The organism is Micromonospora sp. IBHARD003 (genome assembly GCF_056106285.1).
In genome coordinates this window covers 4,037,620-4,056,830 of record NZ_JBWBBX010000001.1, presented here as the reverse complement: position 1 = coordinate 4,056,830, position 19,211 = coordinate 4,037,620, and the positions used below count along the sequence as shown (strand labels likewise).

The following is a 19,211-nucleotide window of genomic DNA, read 5'->3' as shown; positions in this document are numbered from 1 at the left end:
GGACCGGTCCACCGCGCCCGCAGCAGACCGGGCCGCACACCGCTGCCCGACCCGTCCCGCGGCCCGTGCAGGGGGCGGCGCCGTACCTCTGACCCACACGAGACGGCCCCCCTGCCCGGCACTGCGCCCCCGATGCGGAAGAATCGGAGCCGTTGGGACAGAACCACGGGGAGGAACCGTGTCCGGATTCGTCGAAAAGCCCGAACCGCTGCAGGTGCCAGGTCTGGTGCATCTGCACACGGGCAAGGTGCGTGACCTCTACGAGACCGAGGCGGGCGACCTCGTGATGGTCGCGAGCGACCGGATCTCCGCGTACGACTGGGTGCTGCCGACCGAGATCCCCGACAAGGGGCGCATCCTCACCCAGCTCTCCCTCTGGTGGTTCGAGCGCCTCGAGGACCTCGTCCCCAACCATGTGCTCTCCACCGATCTTCCGCCCGGGGCGCCCGCCGACTGGGAGGGGCGCACGCTCGTCTGCAAGGCCCTGGACATGGTGCAGGTCGAATGCGTGGCCCGGGGCTATCTCACCGGCTCCGGTCTGGTCGAGTACAACGACTCCCGCACCGTCTGCGGCCTCGCCCTACCCGAGGGACTGGTGGACGGTTCCGAGCTCCCCGCCCCGATCTTCACCCCCGCCACCAAGGCCGCCGTCGGCGATCACGACGAGAACGTCTCGTACGAGGAGGTCGCCCACCGGATCGGTGCGGAGACCGCCGCCCTGCTGCGCCAGAAGACCCTCGCGGTCTACGGTCGCGCCCGGGACATCGCCCGTGAGCGGGGGATCATCCTCGCGGACACCAAGTTCGAGTTCGGCTTCACCCGCACCGGGGACGGCGGGGACGGCGAGCTCGTCATCGCCGACGAGGTGCTGACTCCGGACTCCTCGCGCTTCTGGCCCGCCGACGCATGGCAGCCCGGCCGTGCCCAGCCGTCGTACGACAAGCAGTTCGTACGGGACTGGCTGACCTCGGGTGCCTCCGGCTGGGACCGCAAGAGCGAGCAGCCACCGCCCCCGCTGCCGCAGGACGTCGTGGACGCGACCCGCGCCAAGTACGCGGAGGCGTACGAGCTGCTGACCGGCATCCGCTGGTCCTAGCTAGGGGGCTTCTGACGGATCTCCGCGGCGTCGCGACGCCCTGGCACGCCCCACGGCCTCAGGGCGTGGGAGGTACCCCCACTCGCCGCACCGGCCGAAAGCCCAAGTACGTCCAGTACGAGGGCTTCCGGCCGGCACTCCCCCAAGCGGAGATCCATCAGAAACCCCGGCCACAGCACAAGCCGCCCGGTCGACGGCACGAAAAAGCCCCCGGCCGATGGGCCGGGGGCTTCTTTTCCGAGCGGACGACGAGGCTCGAACTCGCGACCTCAACCTTGGCAAGGTTGCGCTCTACCAACTGAGCTACGTCCGCATGCGCCGTGGCGCAGAGGCCACTATACCCAACCTCGCTCGCGTGCGAGACGCACCGCGGCATGCCGGTTCTCGGCACCCAGCTTCGAGGCCGCCGACGACAGATAGTTACGGACGGTCCCCTGGGACAGTGCGGCCCGCTCGGCGATCTCCGCGATGGGGGCGCCGTCCCCGGCCAGCTCCAGGACCTCGGCCTCGCGGGCCGTCAGCGGCGAGTCCCCGGCGGAGATCGCATCGGCGGCCAACTCCGGATCCACATAGCGGTTTCCCGCATGGACGGTGCGGATGATCTCGGCGAGCCGCCGGGCGCTCACGGTCTTGGGGACGAAGCCGCGCACCCCGGCCGCCAGGGCCCGCTTCAGATGTCCCGGGCGGCCATGACTGGTGACGATCATGGTCCGGCACTCCGGCACCTCGGTGCGCAGCGTTGTGGCCACCCTCACTCCGTCGGCGCCCGGCATCTGCAGATCCAGCACCGCGACGTCGGGGCGGTGCGCCCGGGCCATGGCGAGGGCCTCGGGGCCGGAGGCGGCCTCGGCGACGACGACCAGGTCGTCCTCGAGGGCGAGCAGGGCCGCGAGCGCCCCCCGGATCAGATGCTCGTCGTCGGCGAGCAGCACCCGCACTCGGTCATGGCTCACAGCTGTCCTCCCGCGCCGGCCGCCCCCGGTGCTCCCGTCTCGTCGTACCGCTTCCGTTTGCGTCCTGCCGGAACCGTCGCGTGACCGGTGGCACGGTCCCCCCGCGGGTCGGCCGTGACCTCGGTGTCCCGCGACGGCAGCGGCACCCGTGCGGTCAGCCGGAAGCGGCCTCCGGCCCCACGGCCGGCGTCCAGCGTGCCGTCCAGCACGGCCAGACGCTCCCGCAGACCCGCGAGCCCCGTGCCCTGTCGCGAGCCCGGACCGGCCGCGTCCCGTACGGCCCCGCCACCGGCGTTCGCGCCCCCGCTCGCGTCGTCGGCCACATCGGTGTGCGCACCCCCGCGCACGCCCGCGTCCACGGCTTGCTCCACGCCCGCGTCCATGCCCTCGTCCACGGCCCTGCTGACACCGCGATCCACACCGTCGTTCTCGACCGTCAGTACCGCGGAGCCGTCGGTCACGCCCAGGCGGATCGTGCAGCGTCCCGCGTCACCGTGCCGCAGGACGTTCGTCGTCGCCTCCCGCACCACCCACGCCAAGGCCGACTGGACGTCCGGCGGCAGACCGGCGCCAGGCGTGTCCGCGTCCTGGGAGGAGATCCGGCAGCTGATGCCGGCGGCCGTCAACACACCCCGTGCCCCCTCCAGTTCGGTGGGCAGATCCGCCTCGCGATAGCCGCGCACGACATCCCGTACCTCCCGTTGCGACTCACGGGCGATCCGCTGCACCTCGGTCATCTGCGCCCGTGCCTGCTCCGTCGCGCCGCGGTGCGCCAGCTGCACGGCCAGCTCGCTCTTCAGGGCGATCACCGCGAGATTGCGGCCCATCACATCGTGCAGATCCCGTCCGAAGCGCAGCCGTTCCTCGGCGACGGCCAGCCGGGCCCGGAGTTCCTTGGAGCGGTCCAGCTCCCATACGGCGTTCACCAGCCATGCGGAGAATCCGCAGGTGAAGGCGATGAGAGAGCTCGCGATGAGGGTGCCGACGCCGAAGCCGACGGCTTCGGGAGCGGGCATCGCGAGCGCGAGGGCCGCCACCGTCGCACCGGCCGTGGCGGCCAGGACGAGATGGACCATGTGCCGGGCCCTGCTCAGACACAGCACCAGGGTGCCGCAGCCGAAGCCGTTGAGGCCCACGGTCAGGGTGGCCGCGGCGGAGTCCTCGATCGGCCCCGTCGCGCCCAGCAGCAGCACGGCGAGTGTTCCCGCGGCGGTCAGTGCCGCCAGTGCGAGCGCCGTACGGACCGGGCGCGGGCGCCGGCCCAGCTTCCAGTCCAGGGCCCGGGACGAGAGCACTCCGCAGAGCACGGCGTGGACGCAGACCAGCAGCGTCACGGGGAGACTGAGCGGCCAGGGGCCCTGGTGCCCCACGGTGGCGAGCCCGATCGTGACCACCTCGACCAGGACGAACGAGTGGAACGACCAGCGGGTGTACAGCTCGACCTTCGCCGCGCTCCCCCGGCGGGTCCACCACCCTGTCAGTCTGGACATCGGCCCCCTCGCTCCACGCCTACCGCCGTGGTTCCCAGCGGAACCACCGACGCACAGCAAACACCGAGAGCGCGGTCCAGACCATCACGTTCAGGGCGGCGCGCATCAGTCCGGCGGTGTCGGAAGTGCCCAGCAGCCCCGCCTCCACCAGCCGCATCACCCCGGTCATCGGCAGCAGTTCGCAGACCGACGCCAGCCGGTCGGGGAGCGCTTCGAGGGGGATGAACAGTCCCGAGCCGAACGCCGAGATCAGGAACAGCGGCGCCGTGGTGAGCTGTGCGCTCTCCACGGTGCGGGTGACCGAGGAGGTGACGGCGGCCAGTGCCGTCATCAGCACGGTGCCCACCAGCACGCCGGCCACCAGCAGTTCGGGACGCCGCGGCGGATCCGTGCCGAGCAACGCCGCGCCCGCGACGACCAGCACCGCGCACTGGGCGACGGCCAGCACGGCGGCCGGCAGGGCCGTTCCGCCGAAGATCTCCGGATCGGACACCTCGCCCGTGCGCAGCCGCTTGAGCACCAGGTCCTCGCGCCGTGCCACCAGCGCGGAGGTGAGGTTGAGGTACACCACGAGGATCAGCACCATGCCGATCCCGCCGCTCAGCAGGGCGTCGCCGAGCCGCATCCCGGAGCCTTCGAGGTGCTCCGGCTCGAGGGCGGACCGCAGTGCACCCACCATGCCCACGGGCATCAGCAGGGCGACGAACAGTGCCGTCCTGTTGCGTACGAGCAGGGTCAGTTCGGCCCGTCCGAGCGCGGCCAGCCGTCCTGCCGTGGTGGTCGTGTTCACCGTGCACCTGCCAGTTCTTCGCCCGTGGCCGACCGCGCGATGTCGAGGAAGGCCTCCTCGAGGGTGGCCGAGCGGGCGTCCAGCCCTTCCAGCTCCACCCCGGAGTCCTCGGCCCAGCGCAGCAGTTCACCGAGGTCCCGCTGCAGCCGGTGGGTCCGGATCCCGATCCGCCGCCCTTCGGCCGCTGCCCGCAGCGCTATCGGCAGCCGTGCCGCCGGGACGTCCACGGGGAGCAGGAAGCGGATGCGGGCCGGGCGTGAGGACGACACTTCGGCCGGGGTGCCGGTGGTGACGATGCGGCCCCGGTGCATGATCGCCAGCCGGTCGGCGAGCGCTTCCGCCTCTTCCATGTAGTGCGTGGTGAGCAGGACGGTCGTACCGGCGTCCCGCAGCTCCCGTACCAACCGCCAGGTGTCCTGGCGGCCTTCCGCGTCGAGCCCCGTCGTCGGTTCGTCGAGGAAGAGCACCTCGGGCCGGCCGAGCAGGGCGAGGGCCAGATCGAGCCGCCGTCGTTCGCCCCCGGAGAGCTGCTTGACGCGTACGCCCGACCGCTGCCCGAGGCCCACGAGTTCGAGGGCCTCCTCCGGCGGGCGGGCGCCGCTGGTGCATCCCGCCCACATCCGTACGGTCTCGACGACCGTCAGATCGGAGGGGAAGCCGCCCTCCTGGAGCATCACCCCGGTCCGGGGGCGCACGGCGGCGCGTTCGCGGTACGGGTCGTGGCCGAGCACCCGTACGGTGCCGCTGCTGGGTGCGGCCAGGCCCTCCAGCAACTCGACGGTGGACGTCTTGCCCGCCCCGTTCGTGCCGAGCAGCGCGAACAGCTCACCCCGTGCCACGGAGAACGTGATTCCACTCACGGCCTCGAACCCTCCGGCGTAGCTGCGGCGCAGCTCACCGGCCTCGATCACAAAACCCTCGTTGGCCATGCTTCCAGGCTTCCCCGCATCCAGGGTGGCGGGCAGTGCACGCTGTCATCGACGCTCATGACAAATGTCAGTGGGGCGCGGGACGAACGGTCGGTGCCGGCGGTGCGGATGACGGCGGCGGTGAATGGCCGGAGCGCGGCGATATGCGGCGGGCGATATGCATACGACGAAGGCCCCGGTCGTCATGACCGGGGCCTCGTTCTTCTGAGCGGACGACGAGATTCGAACTCGCGACCCTCACCTTGGCAAGGTGATGCTCTACCAACTGAGCCACGTCCGCACTGCTGCCGCTCAGCTTTCACTGGGCGGTGCGTGCACCACTGTACCCGATCCACCGGGGTGGTCGTTTACCTGGTGCGGAGCGGGTGACAGGAATTGCACACTGCGCCTTCCCTCTGGAAGAGGGCTGTTCTACTACTGAACTACACCCGCACGCTCCGTGAGGTTAGGCCTGTCGGCCTCGCCCCTCGGCGTGGTCCAGACTCTAGCCCACCTGCGGGGGTGCCGTGCAACTCGGTTCGCGAGGGGTGCCGTTCGGCCGCCTCGCAGGTGGGCCGCCCGCGGACGTGCTCGTGTTCGGTCCGGCTTGTTCAGCCCGCCTGGCGGAACGCCTCGTAGACCCGCTTGGGGATCCGGCCGCGGGCCGGCACGTCCATCTTGTTCGACTGGGCCCAGGCGCGGACGGCCGCCGGGTCCGGCTCGAGGGTGGTGTGCCGGTACTCCTTGCGCACCTTGCCCGAGTGCTTCGCCGCCTTGCGTCCCGCCGCCATGTAGGGGGCGAGGACCTTGCGCAGTTTCTTTGCATTGGCGGGATTGAGGTCGATCTCGTACGACTTCCCGTCCAGGCCGAACTTGACCGTTTCCGCTGCTTCTCCGCCGTCGATGTCGTCGAAGAGGGCGACCACTACACGCTGAGCCACGGATATAGGTCCTTTCCTGCGGTTTCGCCGCGCCTGACCGGATGGGCCGGTGCTGACGTGCGGCGATACCGATAATTCCGGCTACGGCGGGGCAATGCTGCTTTCCGCTGTATTCCTTTGTACAGCGATCGGTGTCGCATTGTGAAGCCCTGCTAATTGCCTCAGCGTGTCATCGACAATGGGGCCGAGTGGGTTTTCTCTGGATTTTCCCCGGGGCTTCTTCGTATATCTATGCGCGTAGATTTTCCGGACGGGTACGCTGAGGGAACCGCCTTCAGCACCACACCACCGGGAGTGCCAGTGGCACGCGTCGTAGTCGACGTCATGCTCAAGCCGGAGATCCTCGACCCGCAGGGCCAGGCGGTGCAGCGCGCACTGCCCCGCCTGGGCTTCGAGGGGATCGCGGACGTACGTCAGGGAAAGCGCTTCGAACTCGAGGTGGAGGGTCCGGTCGACGATGCCGCCCTCGCCCGTATCCATGAGATGGCCGAAACGTTCCTCGCGAACACCGTCATCGAGGACTTCGTCGTAAAGGTGGAGTCGTGACCGCTCGTATCGGAGTCGTCACCTTTCCTGGAACGCTCGACGACCAGGACGCACTGCGTGCCGTCCGCCTCGCCGGCGCCGAGCCCGTTTCGCTCTGGCACCGTGACAAGGACCTCAAGCAGGTCGACGCGGTCGTCCTCGCGGGCGGCTTCTCCTACGGCGACTACCTGCGGGCCGGAGCCATCTCGCGCTTCTCGCCGGTGATGGAGACGCTCATCGACCAGGCGAAGGCCGGCATGCCGGTCCTCGGCATCTGCAACGGCTTCCAGATCCTCACCGAGGCCCATCTGCTGCCGGGCGCGATGCTGAGGAACAACCATCTGCACTTCATCTGCCGCGACCAGAAGCTGCGGGTGGAGAACGCCGGGACGGCCTGGACCGCCGACTACGAGCAGGGCCAGGAGATCTCCGTCCCGCTGAAGAACATGGACGGCCGCTACGTCGCCGACGAGCACGTCCTCGACGAGCTCGAGGCCGAGGGCCGGGTCGCGTTCCGCTACCTCGACATGAACCCGAACGGCTCACTGCGCGACATCGCCGGCATCACCAACGCCGCGGGCAACGTCGTCGGCCTGATGCCGCACCCCGAGCACGCCGTGGAGCCGCTGATCGGCACCGGCGGCACGGACGGCCTCGGGTTCTTCACCTCGATCATCAAGAGGCTGGTCGCCGCATGACTCTCGACACCGTCAAGCACGCCACTGAGACGCCCGAGGTCGAGCAGCCCTGGAAGGAGCTCGGCCTCAAGGAGGACGAGTACGCGCGGATCCGCGAGATCCTCGGCCGCCGCCCGACCGGCGCCGAGCTCGCGATGTACTCCGTCATGTGGTCCGAGCACTGCTCGTACAAGAGCAGCAAGGTCCATCTGCGCCAGTTCGGCGAGAAGGCCCCCGAGAACGACGCCCTCCTCGTCGGCATCGGCGAGAACGCCGGTGTCGTGGACGTCGGCCAGGGTTACGCGGTCACCTTCAAGGTCGAGTCGCACAACCACCCCAGCTACATCGAGCCCTACCAGGGCGCGGCCACCGGCGTCGGCGGCATCGTCCGCGACATCCTCGCCATGGGTGCCCGTCCGGTCGCCGTGATGGACCCGCTGCGCTTCGGCGCCGCCGACCACCCCGACACCAAGCGCGTCCTGCCGGGCGTGGTCGCGGGCGTCGGCGGCTACGGCAACTGCCTGGGTCTGCCGAACATCGGCGGCGAGGTCGTCTTCGACTCCTGCTACCAGGGCAACCCGTTGGTCAACGCCCTGTGCGTGGGTGTGATGAAGCACGAGGACATCCACCTCGCGAAGGCGTCCGGCGAGGGCAACAAGGTCATCCTGTACGGCGCCCGCACCGGCGGCGACGGCATCGGCGGCGTGTCCGTGCTCGCCTCCGAGACCTTCGACGACACGAAGCCGGCCAAGCGCCCCGCCGTCCAGGTCGGCGACCCCTTCCAGGAGAAGCTCCTCATCGAGTGCACCCTGGAGGTCTTCCAGGAGAAGCTGGTCGCCGGCATCCAGGACCTCGGCGGTGCCGGTCTGTCCTGCGCCACCTCCGAGCTGGCGAGCGCCGGCTCCGGCGGTATGCGGGTCGAGCTCGACACCGTGCCGCTGCGCGACGCGACCCTCTCGCCCGAGGAGATCCTCATGAGCGAGTCGCAGGAGCGGATGTGCGCGATCGTCGAGCCGCGGTACGTCGACCGCTTCATGGAGATCTGCGAGAAGTGGGACGTCATCGCCACCGTCATCGGTGAGGTGACCGAAGGCGAGCGGCTGGAGATCTTCTGGCACGGCGAGCAGATCGTCGACGTGCCGCCGCGGACCGTCGCCCACGAGGGTCCGGTGTACGAGCGGCCTTACGCCCGTCCCGACTGGCAGGACGCGCTGCAGGCGGACGACGCCGGCAAGCTGGTGCGTCCGGCCGGCGGCGAGGAGCTGCGCGAGCAGGTCCTGAAGCTCGTCGCCTCCCCGAACCAGGCGTCGAAGTCCTGGATCACGGACCAGTACGACCGCTTCGTGCAGGGCAACACCGTCCTCGCCCAGCCCGACGACTCCGGCATGGTCCGTATCGACCCGGACACCAACCTCGGTGTCGCGGTCGCGACGGACGGCAACGGCCGCTACGCCAAGCTCGACCCGTACACGGGCGCTCAGCTCGCGCTGGCCGAGGCGTACCGCAACGTGGCCGCGTCCGGTGCCAAGCCGCTCGCGGTCTCCGACTGCCTGAACTTCGGCTCGCCCGAGGACCCGGCCGTCATGTGGCAGTTCGCCGAGGCCACCCGTGGTCTCGCGGACGCCTGCCAGACCCTCGGCACCCCGGTGACCGGCGGCAATGTCTCGCTCTACAACCAGACGGGCGAGACGGCGATCCACCCGACGCCGGTCGTGGCGGTCCTGGGTGTGATCGACGACGTCACGCGCCGTACGCCGATCGCGTTCGCCGAAGAGGGCCAGCTGCTCTACCTGCTGGGCGACACCCGCGAGGAGTTCGGCGGCTCGGCCTGGTCGCAGGTGGTCCACGACCACCTCGGCGGTCTGCCGCCGAAGGTCGACCTGGAGCGGGAGCGGCTGCTCGCCGAGATCCTGATCTCGGCGTCCCGCGACGGCATGGTCGACGCGGCGCACGACCTGTCGGACGGCGGTCTGATCCAGGCGGTCACCGAGTCCTGCCTGCGCGGCGGCAAGGGTGCCCGGCTGGTCGTGCCGGACGGCCTTGACGCGTTCACCTTCCTGTTCAGCGAGTCCGCGGGCCGCGCGGTCGTCGCGGTGCCGCGCAGCGAGGAGCTCCGCTTCACGGACATGTGCGGGGCGCGGGGTCTGCCGGCGACGAGGATCGGTGTCGTCGACGGGGACGCGGTGGAGGTGCAGGGCGAGTTCGGCATCCCGCTGAGCGAGCTGCGCACGGCGCACGAGGAGACCATTCCGGCGCTGCTCGCCTGAGCGGTCAACGACGGAGACAGCCCCCGTTCGGACGCGGTCCGGGCGGGGGCTTCGTCGTGTGCGGACCTGACGCCGCCGGCTGGCTGCACACCACGGGGCGGGGCGACGACGCCCTGAGCGCGCCCGTGCCCGCGTGGACCGCTCAGATCACCGTGTTCCAGAAGGCGTCCGACTCGTCGATGTCCTCGATGCACTCGTCGATGTCGGAGATCTTCCCGCCGACGATCGTGAAGAACATCCCGTTGCTCATCTCGATCCCGCGGTCGGGGCCCTCGGCGTAGGCCCGGTGGAAGGCGATCACGTGCCCCCGGCCGTCCGCGGCCACCATCCTGGGTTCGATCCGATAGGTGCCGTGGGCCAGCTCGGCGACTCTTCGGTACAGATCGAGCACGGCCTCGCGTCCCTTGTGATGGCCGGAGATCGGACCGTTCCCGGGGACGTGGTGGACGACGTCCGCCGTCATGAGGGAGGCGAGGGTGTCCCGGTCGCCTCTGCCGAACGCCTCGTAACCCCGTCGTACGAGAGCGCTGTCCGGGTGCTCAGCCATGGTTGTCTCACGCCCTTCGTTGCCCGTACGTCAGCCGGTAACGCGATACGCCCGTAGGCCCGCACCGCTGCTCCTTCTCATCCTCTGCCCGGGCCCCCGCCCCTGCCAGGCGGAACCGGCCACAGCGCTAGCCTCACCCCATGCCACCGGCCAGGAAGCGCGCCCGCGCACGCAGCTATGACTCCGTCAAGATCCGCGCCGCGGTCCTCGCGCAGTTCGGTCATATGCGGGAGGCGGTGGCGGCGCTGACCCCCGAGGAACTGGCGGCCCCGACCTCGCGCGGCTCTCAGCCGGGGGTGCCTTCCGGGGGTGGGAGCGTCCGCGATCTCGCCGCCCACATCGCGCTCTGTGCGGGCGCCACTGCGCGCGCCGTCTCCCAGCCGGAACCGCCGAAGCAGGAAGTCGCCCTGCTGGACTGGCCATTCGGCGCGGACGAACAGGCCGCGGCGATCGACAGCAGCGCGCGTGAGCCCGCCGTGACCGCCCTCACCGCGGACGCCCTGGGCGAGCTGTACGACACGACCGCGCGTGATCTCGCCGACACCCTGGCGCATACGGCCGACGACCGCCTCGTCCCGACGCGGCGGGGGGCGATGCGGCTCGGTGACCACCTGGTCACCCGCACCGTCGAACTGATCGTCCACACCGACGACTTGATCGCCGCCACCGGACGCGACATCCCCTTCGAGCGCCAGGCGCTCGCCGCCTGCGTCCGGCTGCTCGCGGACGCGCTCGCCGTGAAGGCGCCGGGCGGATCGGTGGAGGTGCGGATCCCGCCGTACGCGGTGGTGCAGTGTGTCGAGGGCCCCCGGCACACCCGGGGCACCCCGCCGAACGTCGTCGAGACCGACCCGCTCACCTGGGTCCGGCTGGCGACGGGCCGCACGGGGTGGGACGAGGCGGTCGCCGCCGCCCGGGTGAGCGCCAGTGGTGAACGCGCCGACATTTCGGGACTGCTGCCGCTTCTTGCCTGAGGGAACCGCAGTCACAGCGGTACCGTCAGACCGACATGCGAACCAAGCTGATCGTTCCCGGTACGGCTGTGCTGACCGCCGTCCTCACGCTGACCGCCTGCGGCACGGAGCAGGGGTCGGGCAGCGGGGGCGCCTCCGTACGGTCCGAAGTCCCCGTCACCGGAGTGCACTGGTCCGTCGACAGCGTGACCGTAGGCGGGGAGAAGACGGCCGCCCCCGAAGGCGCCCATGTCCGGATCGACACCAAGGGCCGCGCCGAGGGCAACTTCGGCTGCAACCACTTCGGCGCGGACGTCACCGTCGACGGTGACACGCTCACCGTCGGTCGGGCCAGCCGGACCGAGATGGGCTGCGGCAAGGACGTCGACGCGTTCGAGCGCGCGATGAGCACGACCTTCTCGGGGAAGCTCAAGGCCGGCATCAAGGGCGGAGTGCTCACCCTGACGACGGCGAAGGGCGACTCCATCGCCCTGACCGAGCAGAAGCGCGCCCCGCTGTACGGCACCACGTGGACCGTCACCTCGCTGCTCAAGGGCGATACGGCGGCCTCGCTGCCGGCCGGCACGGAGAAGCGGGCGTATCTCGTCCTCGGCAAGGACGGTTCCGCGCGGGGCGGTCTCGGCTGCAACACCTTCACCGGCACGGCCGAGGTGTCCGAGTCCGCGTCGACGATCACCTTCGGCAGGCTCGCCACCACCCGCAGGATGTGTCCCCCGCCGCAGATGACGCTGGAGGGGGAGCTGGGCAAGGTGCTCCAGGGGAAGGTGTCGTACGTGCTCGACCAGCGGAGCCTGCGCATCACGGCGGCCGACGGCAAGGGACTCGTGGCGACCGCGTCCTGAGCGGGCGGCGCCCCCGGGCAACACAGTGCGGAGAGTGACATGCGGCACGCCCCGGCACCCCGCCGGGGCCCCCGTAGGACCGCCCAAAGGCCTCATTACGCGGCTTTTGTGTGAAGCTCCGAGCCCGCAGGGCGCAATCTTGACCCGTACCCAATTCGGACCAGTGGTCGATCTCGCCTACACTCGGTGCCGTGCCACGTGGTGACGGACGACTCAACCACGACCTGCTCCCCGGTGAGAAGGGCCCCCAGGACGCTTGCGGCGTCTTCGGTGTCTGGGCTCCGGGTGAAGAGGTCGCCAAGCTCACGTACTTCGGGCTCTATGCCCTTCAACATCGGGGCCAGGAATCCGCGGGTATCGCGGTCAGCAATGGCTCCCAGATCCTCGTCTTCAAGGACATGGGCCTCGTTTCCCAGGTCTTCGACGAGACTTCTCTCGGCTCCCTGCGCGGTCATATCGCGGTCGGTCACGCCCGCTACTCGACCACCGGGGCCTCCGTGTGGGAGAACGCCCAGCCGACCTTCCGGGCCACCGCCCACGGGTCGATCGCGCTCGGCCACAACGGCAACCTGGTCAACACGGCGCAGCTCGCCGAGATGGTCGCGGGCCTGCCCCGAAAGGACGGCCGGGCCACCCAGGTAGCCGCCACCAACGACACCGACCTCGTCACCGCTCTGCTCGCCGGGCAGACCGACGACGACGGCAAGCCGCTCACCATCGAGGAGGCGGCCGCCAAGGTCCTCCCCGAGGTCCGTGGCGCCTTCTCCCTCGTCTTCATGGACGAGCACACCCTCTACGCCGCCCGTGACCCGCAGGGCATCCGCCCCCTGGTCCTCGGTCGGCTGGAGCGCGGCTGGGTGGTCGCCTCCGAGAGCGCGGCCCTCGACATCTGCGGTGCGAGCTTCGTCCGCGAGATCGAGCCGGGCGAGATGATCGCGATCGACGAGCAGGGTGTCCGCACCTCGCGATTCGCAGAAGCGAAGCCCAAGGGCTGTGTCTTCGAGTATGTCTACCTGGCTCGCCCCGACACCGACATCGCGGGACGCAACGTCTATCTGTCCCGGGTCGAGATGGGTCGCCGCCTCGCCAAGGAAGCGCCTGCCGAGGCCGATCTGGTCATAGCGACGCCCGAGTCCGGCACTCCGGCGGCCGTCGGGTACGCCGAGGCCTCCGGCATCCCCTACGGCTCCGGTCTCGTCAAGAACGCCTACGTCGGCCGGACCTTCATCCAGCCCTCGCAGACCATCCGCCAGCTCGGCATCCGCCTCAAGCTCAATCCCCTCAAGGAAGTCATCAAGGGCAAGCGCCTGGTGGTCGTCGACGACTCGATCGTCCGCGGCAACACCCAGCGCGCGCTGGTCCGGATGCTCCGCGAGGCGGGCGCCGCCGAGGTCCATGTGCGGATCTCCTCGCCGCCGGTGAAGTGGCCCTGCTTCTTCGGTATCGACTTCGCCACGCGCGCCGAGCTCATCGCCAACGGCATGACCATCGACGAGATCGGCGCCTCCCTCGGCGCCGACTCCCTGGCGTACATCTCCCTCGACGGCATGATCGAGGCGACGACCATCGCCAAGCCGAATCTGTGCCGCGCCTGCTTCGACGGCGAGTACCCGATGGCGCTGCCCGACCCCGAGCTGCTCGGCAAGCAGCTGCTGGAGACCGAGCTGGCGGGCGGAGCCGACGCCGCCGACGCGCTCCGTCGCCCCTGACGGCCCCGTTCCACGACACGAAAGTCCTTGGCAATGTCTGAGACTGCTGGTGCCTCCGCGACGACCTCCTACAAAAGCGCAGGCGTCGACATCGAGGCGGGTGACCGCGCCGTCGAGCTGATGAAGGAGTGGGTGAGGAAGACCCGCCGCCCCGAGGTGCTCGGTGGCATCGGCGGCTTCGCCGGACTCTTCGACGCCTCGGCCCTCAAGCGCTACGAGCGCCCGCTGCTCGCCTCCGCCACCGACGGCGTCGGCACGAAGGTCGACCTGGCGCGCCAGATGGGCGTGTACGACACGATCGGCCACGACCTGGTCGCCATGGTCATGGACGACATCGTCGTCTGCGGTGCCGAGCCGCTGTTCATGACGGACTACATCTGCGTCGGCAAGGTCCACCCGGAGCGGGTCGCCGCGATCGTCAAGGGCATCGCCGAGGGCTGTGTCCTCGCCGGCTGTGCGCTGGTGGGCGGCGAGACCGCCGAGCACCCCGGTCTGCTCGGTCCGGACGACTTCGACGTCGCCGGCGCGGGCACGGGTGTCGTGGAGGCCGACCGGCTGCTGGGCGCGGATCGCATCCGTACGGGGGACGCGCTGATCGCCATGGCGTCCTCGGGCCTTCACTCGAACGGGTACTCGCTGGTCCGGCACGTGGTCTTCGACAAGGCCGGCTGGTCCCTGGACCGGGAGGTCCCGGAGTTCGGCCGCACCCTCGGCGAGGAACTGCTGGAGCCCACCAAGATCTACTCGCTGGACTGCCTGGCGCTGACCCGTACCGCCGAGGTCCACGCCTTCAGCCACATCACCGGCGGCGGACTCGCGGCCAATCTCGCCCGGGTGATCCCGGACGGTCTGCACGCGGTCGTCGACCGGTCCACCTGGGCGCCCGGCGCCGTCTTCGACCTGGTCGGCAGCGCGGGCCAGGTCGAGCGGCTGGAGCTGGAGAAGACCCTCAACATGGGAGTCGGCATGATCGCCGTCGTCCCCGAGGAGTCGGTCGACGTGGCCCTGACGACCCTTGCCGACCGCGGTGTCGACGCCTGGGTCGCGGGAACGGTCACCGAGCGTGGTGAGCACACCTCCGGCGCCGCGCTGGTGAACGACTACGCGAGCTGAACAGCACAGAACCCGGTCCGGGGACGAGCCCCGGACCGGGTTTCAGTGTGAGCGTCAAGCGCCGCGGCGCTGGGATGACGGACCGGACTCGTCCTCGTCCTCGTCGCCCTCGTCCTCGTTGTACAGCTCCGCATAGCGGGCGTACGGGTCGTCGTCCTCGTCGTCCTCGAACGGCTCACCGTTCGGCGGCTGGCTCGAAATCGGACTCGAAGTCGAAGCGCCCAGCTCGTTGGCCAGACGCGACAGGTCAGTCCCGCCGCTGTTGTACTTCAGCTGGCGGGCGACCTTCGTCTGCTTGGCCTTGGCCCGGCCGCGCCCCATGGCTCGACCCCCTCGGTGACGGGGCTCGACGGCCCCAGAGTCTTGACACGCGTTCATGATTCGGAACGGGCTCTCCTCAAAGAGACCGGTCCGTAGAGCTTCAACGGTACCTGCTTCCGCGGCCATACGGTACGCCGCCCGCATGACGTGCCACCTCGCAGAACCGGCGAGGCGCCCCGTCCTCGCTGGTCAACCGCGATTTTAACCTGTTCTTGGCGGTCGACCCGCCGACCTGCGTGAGTCTTGTCTCGCCGGCCGGCGGTGAACGCGTCCGGGGCGCTAGGCGCGCCGCGCCTCAGCCATCCGCTGCTCGGCGATCCGGTCGGCCGCAGCGGCCGGCGGAATGCCGTCTTCCTTTGCGCGCGCGAATATTGCCAGCGTGGTGTCGAAGATCTTCGCGGCCTTGTCCTTGCACCGGTCGAAGTCGAAGCCGTGCAGCTCGTCGGCGACCTGGATCACGCCGCCCGCGTTCACGACGTAGTCGGGCGCGTAGAGGATGTGGCGGTCGGCCAGATCCTTCTCGACACCGGGGTGCGCGAGCTGGTTGTTGGCCGCGCCGCACACCACCGTCGCCGTCAGCGCGGCCACGGTCTCGTCGTTCAGCGCGCCGCCGAGCGCACACGGGGCGTAGATGTCCAGGCCCTCGGTGCGGATCAGTGCGTCGGTGTCCTTGACGACCGTGACCTGCGGGAACTTCTCGGTGATCCGGCGCAGCGACTCGTCGCGCACATCGGTGACGACGACGTCGGCACCGTCCTGCAGCAGATGCCCGACGAGGTAGTGGCCGACCTTGCCGACGCCCGCGACGCCGACCTTGCGGCCGCGCAGGGTCGGGTCGCCCCACTGGTGCTGCGCGGAGGCCCGCATGCCCTGGAAGACGCCGTAGGCGGTGAGGACGGACGAGTCGCCGGCGCCGCCGTTCTCGGGGGAGCGGCCGGTGGTCCACTGGTTCACCCGGGCCACGACGTCCATGTCGGCGACATAGGTGCCGACGTCGCACGCCGTGACGTAGCGGCCACCGAGCGAGGCGACGAAGCGCCCGTAGGCCAGCAGCAGTTCCTCGCTCTTTATCCGCTCGGGGTCACCGATGATCACTGCCTTGCCGCCACCGTGGTCGAGGCCGGCCATGGCGTTCTTGTACGACATCCCGCGCGAGAGGTTCAGCGCGTCGGCGACAGCCGCTTCCTCGGAGGCGTACGGGTAGAAGCGCGTGCCGCCGAGGGCGGGGCCCAGGGCGGTCGAGTGGATGGCGATGACGGCCTTCAGGCCACTGGCACGGTCCTGGCACAGCACGACTTGCTCGTGGCCCCCCTGGTCCGACTGGAACAGGGTGTGCAGTACGTCGACAGGGGCGCCGGTTACATCGGTCACGGTGGTGACTCCCAGGTACGAAGCGGCGGTGGTGGGTCCTTCCCGCCCCCGCCTCCTGTGCTTGTGGCCGGGGAAGGGTGGGGAGGGACCGGTTGGGCAAGAGAGTAAGTCCTACGGGTGCGTAGATCCGACCCAGTGCCGAGGATCACCCTCTCCCGGAGTACGCCCGTGTACGAGCGTGGAAGGATCTGCGACATGCCGGCCGTCACCTCTGTGATCGTCCCGTACGCCTCTTACCTGCGGGTGTACGAGCCTCTGGCGGCGTTCCCGGAGCCTGAGCGGGGTCACTGGGCACGTTACGCCCGTAGTGGGCGCACTCCCACCGCGCAGGACGAACTGCGTCGGTCGCTGGTCGACTTGCTGCCCACTCCGCCGGTCCCGGTGCCGGTGCACGAGAGCCGCGACGCCTTCGTCACGGAGGTGGACGGGGTGGTGTGCGTCTGCCCCTGGCGCACCCGGCTGCGCGGCTGGCTGGCCCTGAAGGAGCTGACGGAGCTGTTCCCCTCGCCCGTGCTGGACGCGGTGCTGCCGCCGGTGGTGCGCGGGCAGGCGACCGCGGACTACGAGGCGTGGCGCGACCGCCACCCCGACGCGCGGCCGTGGATCAGGACGGCGGTGTGGCAGGTGCCGGTGCGCTGGTTCACCCTGTTCGCGGACGAGGAGCGGGAGTACGGGCCGGGCACGGTGCCCGGGGAGCCGCCCGTGCTGCGCTACCGGACGCCGATGGTGCAGGCCCGGCGGCGGCTGGCGCGCGCGCTGAAGACCCTGCGGGAGTCCGTCGACGAGGGTCCGCTCACCGAGGGCCTGGTGGACGTGGGCCGGTGGCTGGAGGAGTTCCATCCGCGCTCACTGGTCGAGCTGGACTACGGCGGCCTGGTCCACGCCCTGCCCCTGGAGCAGCTCGCCGAGGACCGCTCGGCGGCGGACGTCGCCGACGGGATCGCGGCACTGCGGGACGGGGACGGCGAAGGTGCCGGTGCGGCGTACGGACGGCTCACCGAGCGGTGGCGAGCGGTCCGGGACCTCCAGTTCGCGAACTGACGGCGCGCTCCTGGCAGACGGCTCCGGCAGCCCAACACAGCATGATCAGGACGTAGGCCCCGATCCGGGCCTTTGGGCCAAGCGTGATGGACAGCACTAAGTCGTCCCTTGCGTCCCTCGCCCACCCTCGTGCCAAAATAGGACAAGGAGTCCGGGGAGGGTTCCTTCCATCCGTAAAAAGGTGGATTGCTCTGCATTGCACGCTATGGGGGGTCTGATGACTCCTGATCGCTCTGTGACTGATCGTCACTGTGAGGTGACTGTCCGTTATGCCATGGTCCATCGGCTTCCGCCGCTGATGAACACCTGAGAGGGCAATTCCATCGGTTTGGCCGACGTGGCTGGACAGATGGTGTAGTTGTAGTGCCGAGGACAAGCCGTTCGTCCTATAACCGACTCGGCCCGCGTCCGCCATTTCGGGCAACGCGGGTCAAGGTGCAGAATTTAGAGGAAAGAACCGAGAAGGTTCGGTTCTCCCGAGGAGGCCGCTCATGACCGCTCGCACCCCTGATGCCGAGCCGCTGCTGACCCCGGCTGAGGTTGCCACGATGTTCCGCGTGGACCCGAAGACGGTCACGCGCTGGGCCAAGGCTGGCAAGCTCACGTCCATCCGTACGCTCGGTGGACACCGCCGGTACCGCGAGGCAGAGGTCCGCGCACTGCTTGCGGGTATTCCGCAGCAGCGCAGCGAGGCCTGACACGCCGAAAGCAGGGCACAGCCGGGACCCCCAATCCCGCAGCCCGAACAGAGCTCGACACGGCGGGCGCCTGCCCCAACAGGATTCGTCGTCGATCGCGCTGGACTCCGCCGGGTCCAGCGCGATCTTTTTTGTGGCCGAAAGGCCGCGTGGGCGGTACTCGGCAGTAGCCGGTAGGGCGCGGCCCGCGCGGCATGAAGGGCCCCTTCCGCCGGAGGTGGAGGCGGGGGTCCGTCCCGTCGAAGGTGGCGAAAGGTGTGGCCGGCCGGGCGGGTCACCGGCTTTCCCGGGGGCGTTGGGGGACGACTCGAAGAGTCGTGCAATTGCACATATTAAATTGGCCCGTTGTAGGAGATGCGTAAGTTCACCGATTCTGAAAACTCGTTCGGTGACTCCCGTCACATGGCCGGGGGGTTGCCCTGGTCACCCTCGTCGGGCAGGGTTTCGGCCCCGTTCGGCCGTGCGCTTCCGGGACCTGCGTGTCCGGCGGGATCCGCGGTGCCGGTGGACCCCGCGTTTCGGTCGGGATCCGCGGTGCCGTCGGGATCCACGGCCCCGGCACTCCCCTCGATGTCCTCCATCTCCCACTCCAGGGGCTCCAGAGGCTCCGTGGGCTCCATCGCGAGGCGCAGCAGCCGATGGCACACCGGACAGTGCCGGGTGAGGTGCCGATAGCCGGAGACGGCCGCCAGATGGGCGCGCAGCATCGCCCGGGTCTCGTGCCTCGCTGTGGATGCCGCCATGCGCCACCTCCGCGGTCCCGGGGCCCCGTACCCCTGTCATGTCTGGGTACCGGTGGCAAGTGGCGCCGTCAATACGCCGAAAGGCCCGCACCAGAAGGTGCGGGCCTTTCGACTGCTGCGGTCCTGACGGGATTTGAACCCGCGGCCTCCACCTTGACAGGGTGGCGAGCACTCCAAACTGCTCCACAGGACCAGGTTTCGCAGC

Annotated in this window: 18 protein-coding genes, 4 tRNA genes and 1 pseudogene; 10 read left to right on the top strand and 13 right to left on the bottom strand. The window is 69.9% G+C overall.

The annotated features are described in order from the left end of the window. Positions 1 to 178 precede the first annotated feature (178 nt). Positions 179 to 1,096 carry a phosphoribosylaminoimidazolesuccinocarboxamide synthase gene (locus ACTWOL_RS18030; RefSeq protein WP_474297754.1) on the top strand — a complete coding sequence of 306 codons (918 nt, stop codon included), beginning with the start codon at positions 179 to 181 and terminating at the stop codon, positions 1,094 to 1,096. Positions 1,097 to 1,336: 240 nt separating this feature from the next. Here the strand turns inward: ACTWOL_RS18030 and ACTWOL_RS18025 are convergent. The 8 genes from ACTWOL_RS18025 to ACTWOL_RS17990 all read right to left on the bottom strand — a co-directional run bounded on the left by ACTWOL_RS18025 (position 1,337) and on the right by ACTWOL_RS17990 (position 6,178). Beyond that, a tRNA-Gly gene (locus tag ACTWOL_RS18025) sits at positions 1,337 to 1,409 on the bottom strand. A gap of 22 nt (positions 1,410 to 1,431) precedes the next feature. Beyond that, entirely contained in the window at positions 1,432 to 2,049 is a 618-nt protein-coding gene (locus ACTWOL_RS18020) for a response regulator (protein ID WP_474297753.1), read from the bottom strand. Then, positions 2,046 to 3,539, bottom strand: a complete 1,494-nt coding sequence (locus ACTWOL_RS18015) for a sensor histidine kinase (protein ID WP_474297752.1) — start codon at positions 3,537 to 3,539, stop codon at positions 2,046 to 2,048. The genes ACTWOL_RS18020 and ACTWOL_RS18015 overlap by 4 nt, the downstream gene beginning before the upstream one ends. Positions 3,540 to 3,558: 19 nt before the next feature. Next, positions 3,559 to 4,329, bottom strand: a complete 771-nt coding sequence (locus ACTWOL_RS18010; protein WP_474297751.1) for an ABC transporter permease — start codon at positions 4,327 to 4,329, stop codon at positions 3,559 to 3,561. Further along, entirely contained in the window at positions 4,326 to 5,258 is a 933-nt protein-coding gene (locus ACTWOL_RS18005; RefSeq protein WP_474297750.1) for an ABC transporter ATP-binding protein, read from the bottom strand. Before ACTWOL_RS18005 ends, ACTWOL_RS18010 begins: the two co-directional genes overlap by 4 nt. Before the next feature lie 207 nt (positions 5,259 to 5,465). Then, positions 5,466 to 5,538 (bottom strand) — tRNA-Gly (locus tag ACTWOL_RS18000). An 80-nt stretch (positions 5,539 to 5,618) separates the two neighbouring features. Next, a tRNA-Gly gene (locus ACTWOL_RS17995) sits at positions 5,619 to 5,690 on the bottom strand. Positions 5,691 to 5,848: 158 nt separating this feature from the next. Beyond that, on the bottom strand, positions 5,849 to 6,178 hold the full coding sequence (locus tag ACTWOL_RS17990) for a histone-like nucleoid-structuring protein Lsr2 (protein ID WP_474297749.1): 330 nt from the start codon (positions 6,176 to 6,178) through the stop codon (positions 5,849 to 5,851). Positions 6,179 to 6,478: 300 nt separating this feature from the next. On the opposite strand from ACTWOL_RS17990, the gene purS reads away from it, so the two are divergent. From purS to purL, 3 genes and pseudogenes are all read left to right on the top strand, one after another. Continuing rightward, positions 6,479 to 6,724, top strand: coding sequence for a phosphoribosylformylglycinamidine synthase subunit PurS (purS, locus tag ACTWOL_RS17985; protein ID WP_266379892.1), 246 nt, complete (start codon positions 6,479 to 6,481; stop codon positions 6,722 to 6,724). Then, a complete protein-coding gene (gene purQ / locus ACTWOL_RS17980) occupies positions 6,721 to 7,401 on the top strand; it encodes a phosphoribosylformylglycinamidine synthase subunit PurQ (RefSeq protein WP_474297748.1) in 681 nt (226 codons plus the stop codon). Before purS ends, purQ begins: the two co-directional genes overlap by 4 nt. Positions 7,402 to 7,403: 2 nt before the next feature. Beyond that, a pseudogene (gene purL, locus ACTWOL_RS17975) lies at positions 7,404 to 9,638 on the top strand (phosphoribosylformylglycinamidine synthase subunit PurL); the annotation flags it as partial. Positions 9,639 to 9,789: 151 nt separating this feature from the next. Here the strand turns inward: purL and ACTWOL_RS17970 are convergent. Then, positions 9,790 to 10,194 carry a nuclear transport factor 2 family protein gene (locus ACTWOL_RS17970; RefSeq protein ID WP_474297747.1) on the bottom strand — a complete coding sequence of 135 codons (405 nt, stop codon included), beginning with the start codon at positions 10,192 to 10,194 and terminating at the stop codon, positions 9,790 to 9,792. A 140-nt stretch (positions 10,195 to 10,334) separates the two neighbouring features. Here ACTWOL_RS17970 and ACTWOL_RS17965 point away from each other — a divergent pair, with 140 nt between their 5' ends. The 4 genes from ACTWOL_RS17965 to purM all read left to right on the top strand — a co-directional run bounded on the left by ACTWOL_RS17965 (position 10,335) and on the right by purM (position 14,832). Next, positions 10,335 to 11,168 (top strand): maleylpyruvate isomerase family mycothiol-dependent enzyme, encoded by an 834-nt coding sequence (locus ACTWOL_RS17965; RefSeq protein ID WP_474297746.1) that lies wholly within the window; start codon positions 10,335 to 10,337, stop codon positions 11,166 to 11,168. Between the two features lie 35 nt (positions 11,169 to 11,203). Next, positions 11,204 to 12,010 (top strand): META domain-containing protein, encoded by an 807-nt coding sequence (locus tag ACTWOL_RS17960; protein ID WP_474297745.1) that lies wholly within the window; start codon positions 11,204 to 11,206, stop codon positions 12,008 to 12,010. A 191-nt stretch (positions 12,011 to 12,201) separates the two neighbouring features. Then, on the top strand, positions 12,202 to 13,719 hold the full coding sequence (purF, locus tag ACTWOL_RS17955; protein ID WP_474297744.1) for an amidophosphoribosyltransferase: 1,518 nt from the start codon (positions 12,202 to 12,204) through the stop codon (positions 13,717 to 13,719). Positions 13,720 to 13,752: 33 nt separating this feature from the next. Continuing rightward, the gene (gene purM / locus ACTWOL_RS17950) at positions 13,753 to 14,832 is read left to right on the top strand and encodes a phosphoribosylformylglycinamidine cyclo-ligase (RefSeq protein ID WP_474297743.1); all 1,080 of its coding nucleotides are present in this window, start codon (positions 13,753 to 13,755) and stop codon (positions 14,830 to 14,832) included. A gap of 54 nt (positions 14,833 to 14,886) precedes the next feature. Here purM and ACTWOL_RS17945 read toward each other — a convergent pair whose 3' ends face one another. After that, on the bottom strand, positions 14,887 to 15,153 hold the full coding sequence (locus ACTWOL_RS17945) for a DUF3073 domain-containing protein (RefSeq protein ID WP_474297742.1): 267 nt from the start codon (positions 15,151 to 15,153) through the stop codon (positions 14,887 to 14,889). A 279-nt stretch (positions 15,154 to 15,432) separates the two neighbouring features. Next, positions 15,433 to 16,491, bottom strand: a complete 1,059-nt coding sequence (locus ACTWOL_RS17940) for a Leu/Phe/Val dehydrogenase (protein WP_474301187.1) — start codon at positions 16,489 to 16,491, stop codon at positions 15,433 to 15,435. A gap of 228 nt (positions 16,492 to 16,719) precedes the next feature. On the opposite strand from ACTWOL_RS17940, the gene ACTWOL_RS17935 reads away from it, so the two are divergent. After that, positions 16,720 to 17,565, top strand: coding sequence for a DUF8083 family protein (locus ACTWOL_RS17935; protein ID WP_474297741.1), 846 nt, complete (start codon positions 16,720 to 16,722; stop codon positions 17,563 to 17,565). A 491-nt stretch (positions 17,566 to 18,056) separates the two neighbouring features. Continuing rightward, positions 18,057 to 18,263: a developmental transcriptional regulator BldC gene (bldC, locus tag ACTWOL_RS17930; protein ID WP_003949541.1), complete on the top strand. Its 207-nt coding sequence runs from the start codon at positions 18,057 to 18,059 to the stop codon at positions 18,261 to 18,263. 398 nt (positions 18,264 to 18,661) lie between these two features. Here bldC and ACTWOL_RS17925 read toward each other — a convergent pair whose 3' ends face one another. Next, positions 18,662 to 19,006, bottom strand: a complete 345-nt coding sequence (locus ACTWOL_RS17925; RefSeq protein ID WP_474297740.1) for a DUF6274 family protein — start codon at positions 19,004 to 19,006, stop codon at positions 18,662 to 18,664. 118 nt (positions 19,007 to 19,124) lie between these two features. After that, positions 19,125 to 19,199, bottom strand: a tRNA-Asp gene (locus tag ACTWOL_RS17920). Between the last annotated feature and the right edge of the window lie 12 nt (positions 19,200 to 19,211).

What these genes read in the sequence shown, in the direction of transcription:
- ACTWOL_RS18015 (WP_474297752.1), bottom strand. Translation starts at nt 3,539, where the DNA reads ATGTCCAGACTGACAGGGTGGTGGACCCGCCGGGGGAGCGCGGCGAAG.
- ACTWOL_RS18005 (WP_474297750.1), bottom strand. Translation starts at nt 5,258, where the DNA reads ATGGCCAACGAGGGTTTTGTGATCGAGGCCGGTGAGCTGCGCCGCAGC.
- ACTWOL_RS17970 (WP_474297747.1), bottom strand. Translation starts at nt 10,194, where the DNA reads ATGGCTGAGCACCCGGACAGCGCTCTCGTACGACGGGGTTACGAGGCG.
- ACTWOL_RS17965 (WP_474297746.1), top strand. Translation starts at nt 10,335, where the DNA reads ATGCCACCGGCCAGGAAGCGCGCCCGCGCACGCAGCTATGACTCCGTC.
- ACTWOL_RS17960 (WP_474297745.1), top strand. Translation starts at nt 11,204, where the DNA reads ATGCGAACCAAGCTGATCGTTCCCGGTACGGCTGTGCTGACCGCCGTC.
- purM (WP_474297743.1), top strand. Translation starts at nt 13,753, where the DNA reads ATGTCTGAGACTGCTGGTGCCTCCGCGACGACCTCCTACAAAAGCGCA.
- ACTWOL_RS17945 (WP_474297742.1), bottom strand. Translation starts at nt 15,153, where the DNA reads ATGGGGCGCGGCCGGGCCAAGGCCAAGCAGACGAAGGTCGCCCGCCAG.
- ACTWOL_RS17935 (WP_474297741.1), top strand. Translation starts at nt 16,720, where the DNA reads ATGCCGGCCGTCACCTCTGTGATCGTCCCGTACGCCTCTTACCTGCGG.
- bldC (WP_003949541.1), top strand. Translation starts at nt 18,057, where the DNA reads ATGACCGCTCGCACCCCTGATGCCGAGCCGCTGCTGACCCCGGCTGAG.
- ACTWOL_RS17925 (WP_474297740.1), bottom strand. Translation starts at nt 19,006, where the DNA reads ATGGCGGCATCCACAGCGAGGCACGAGACCCGGGCGATGCTGCGCGCC.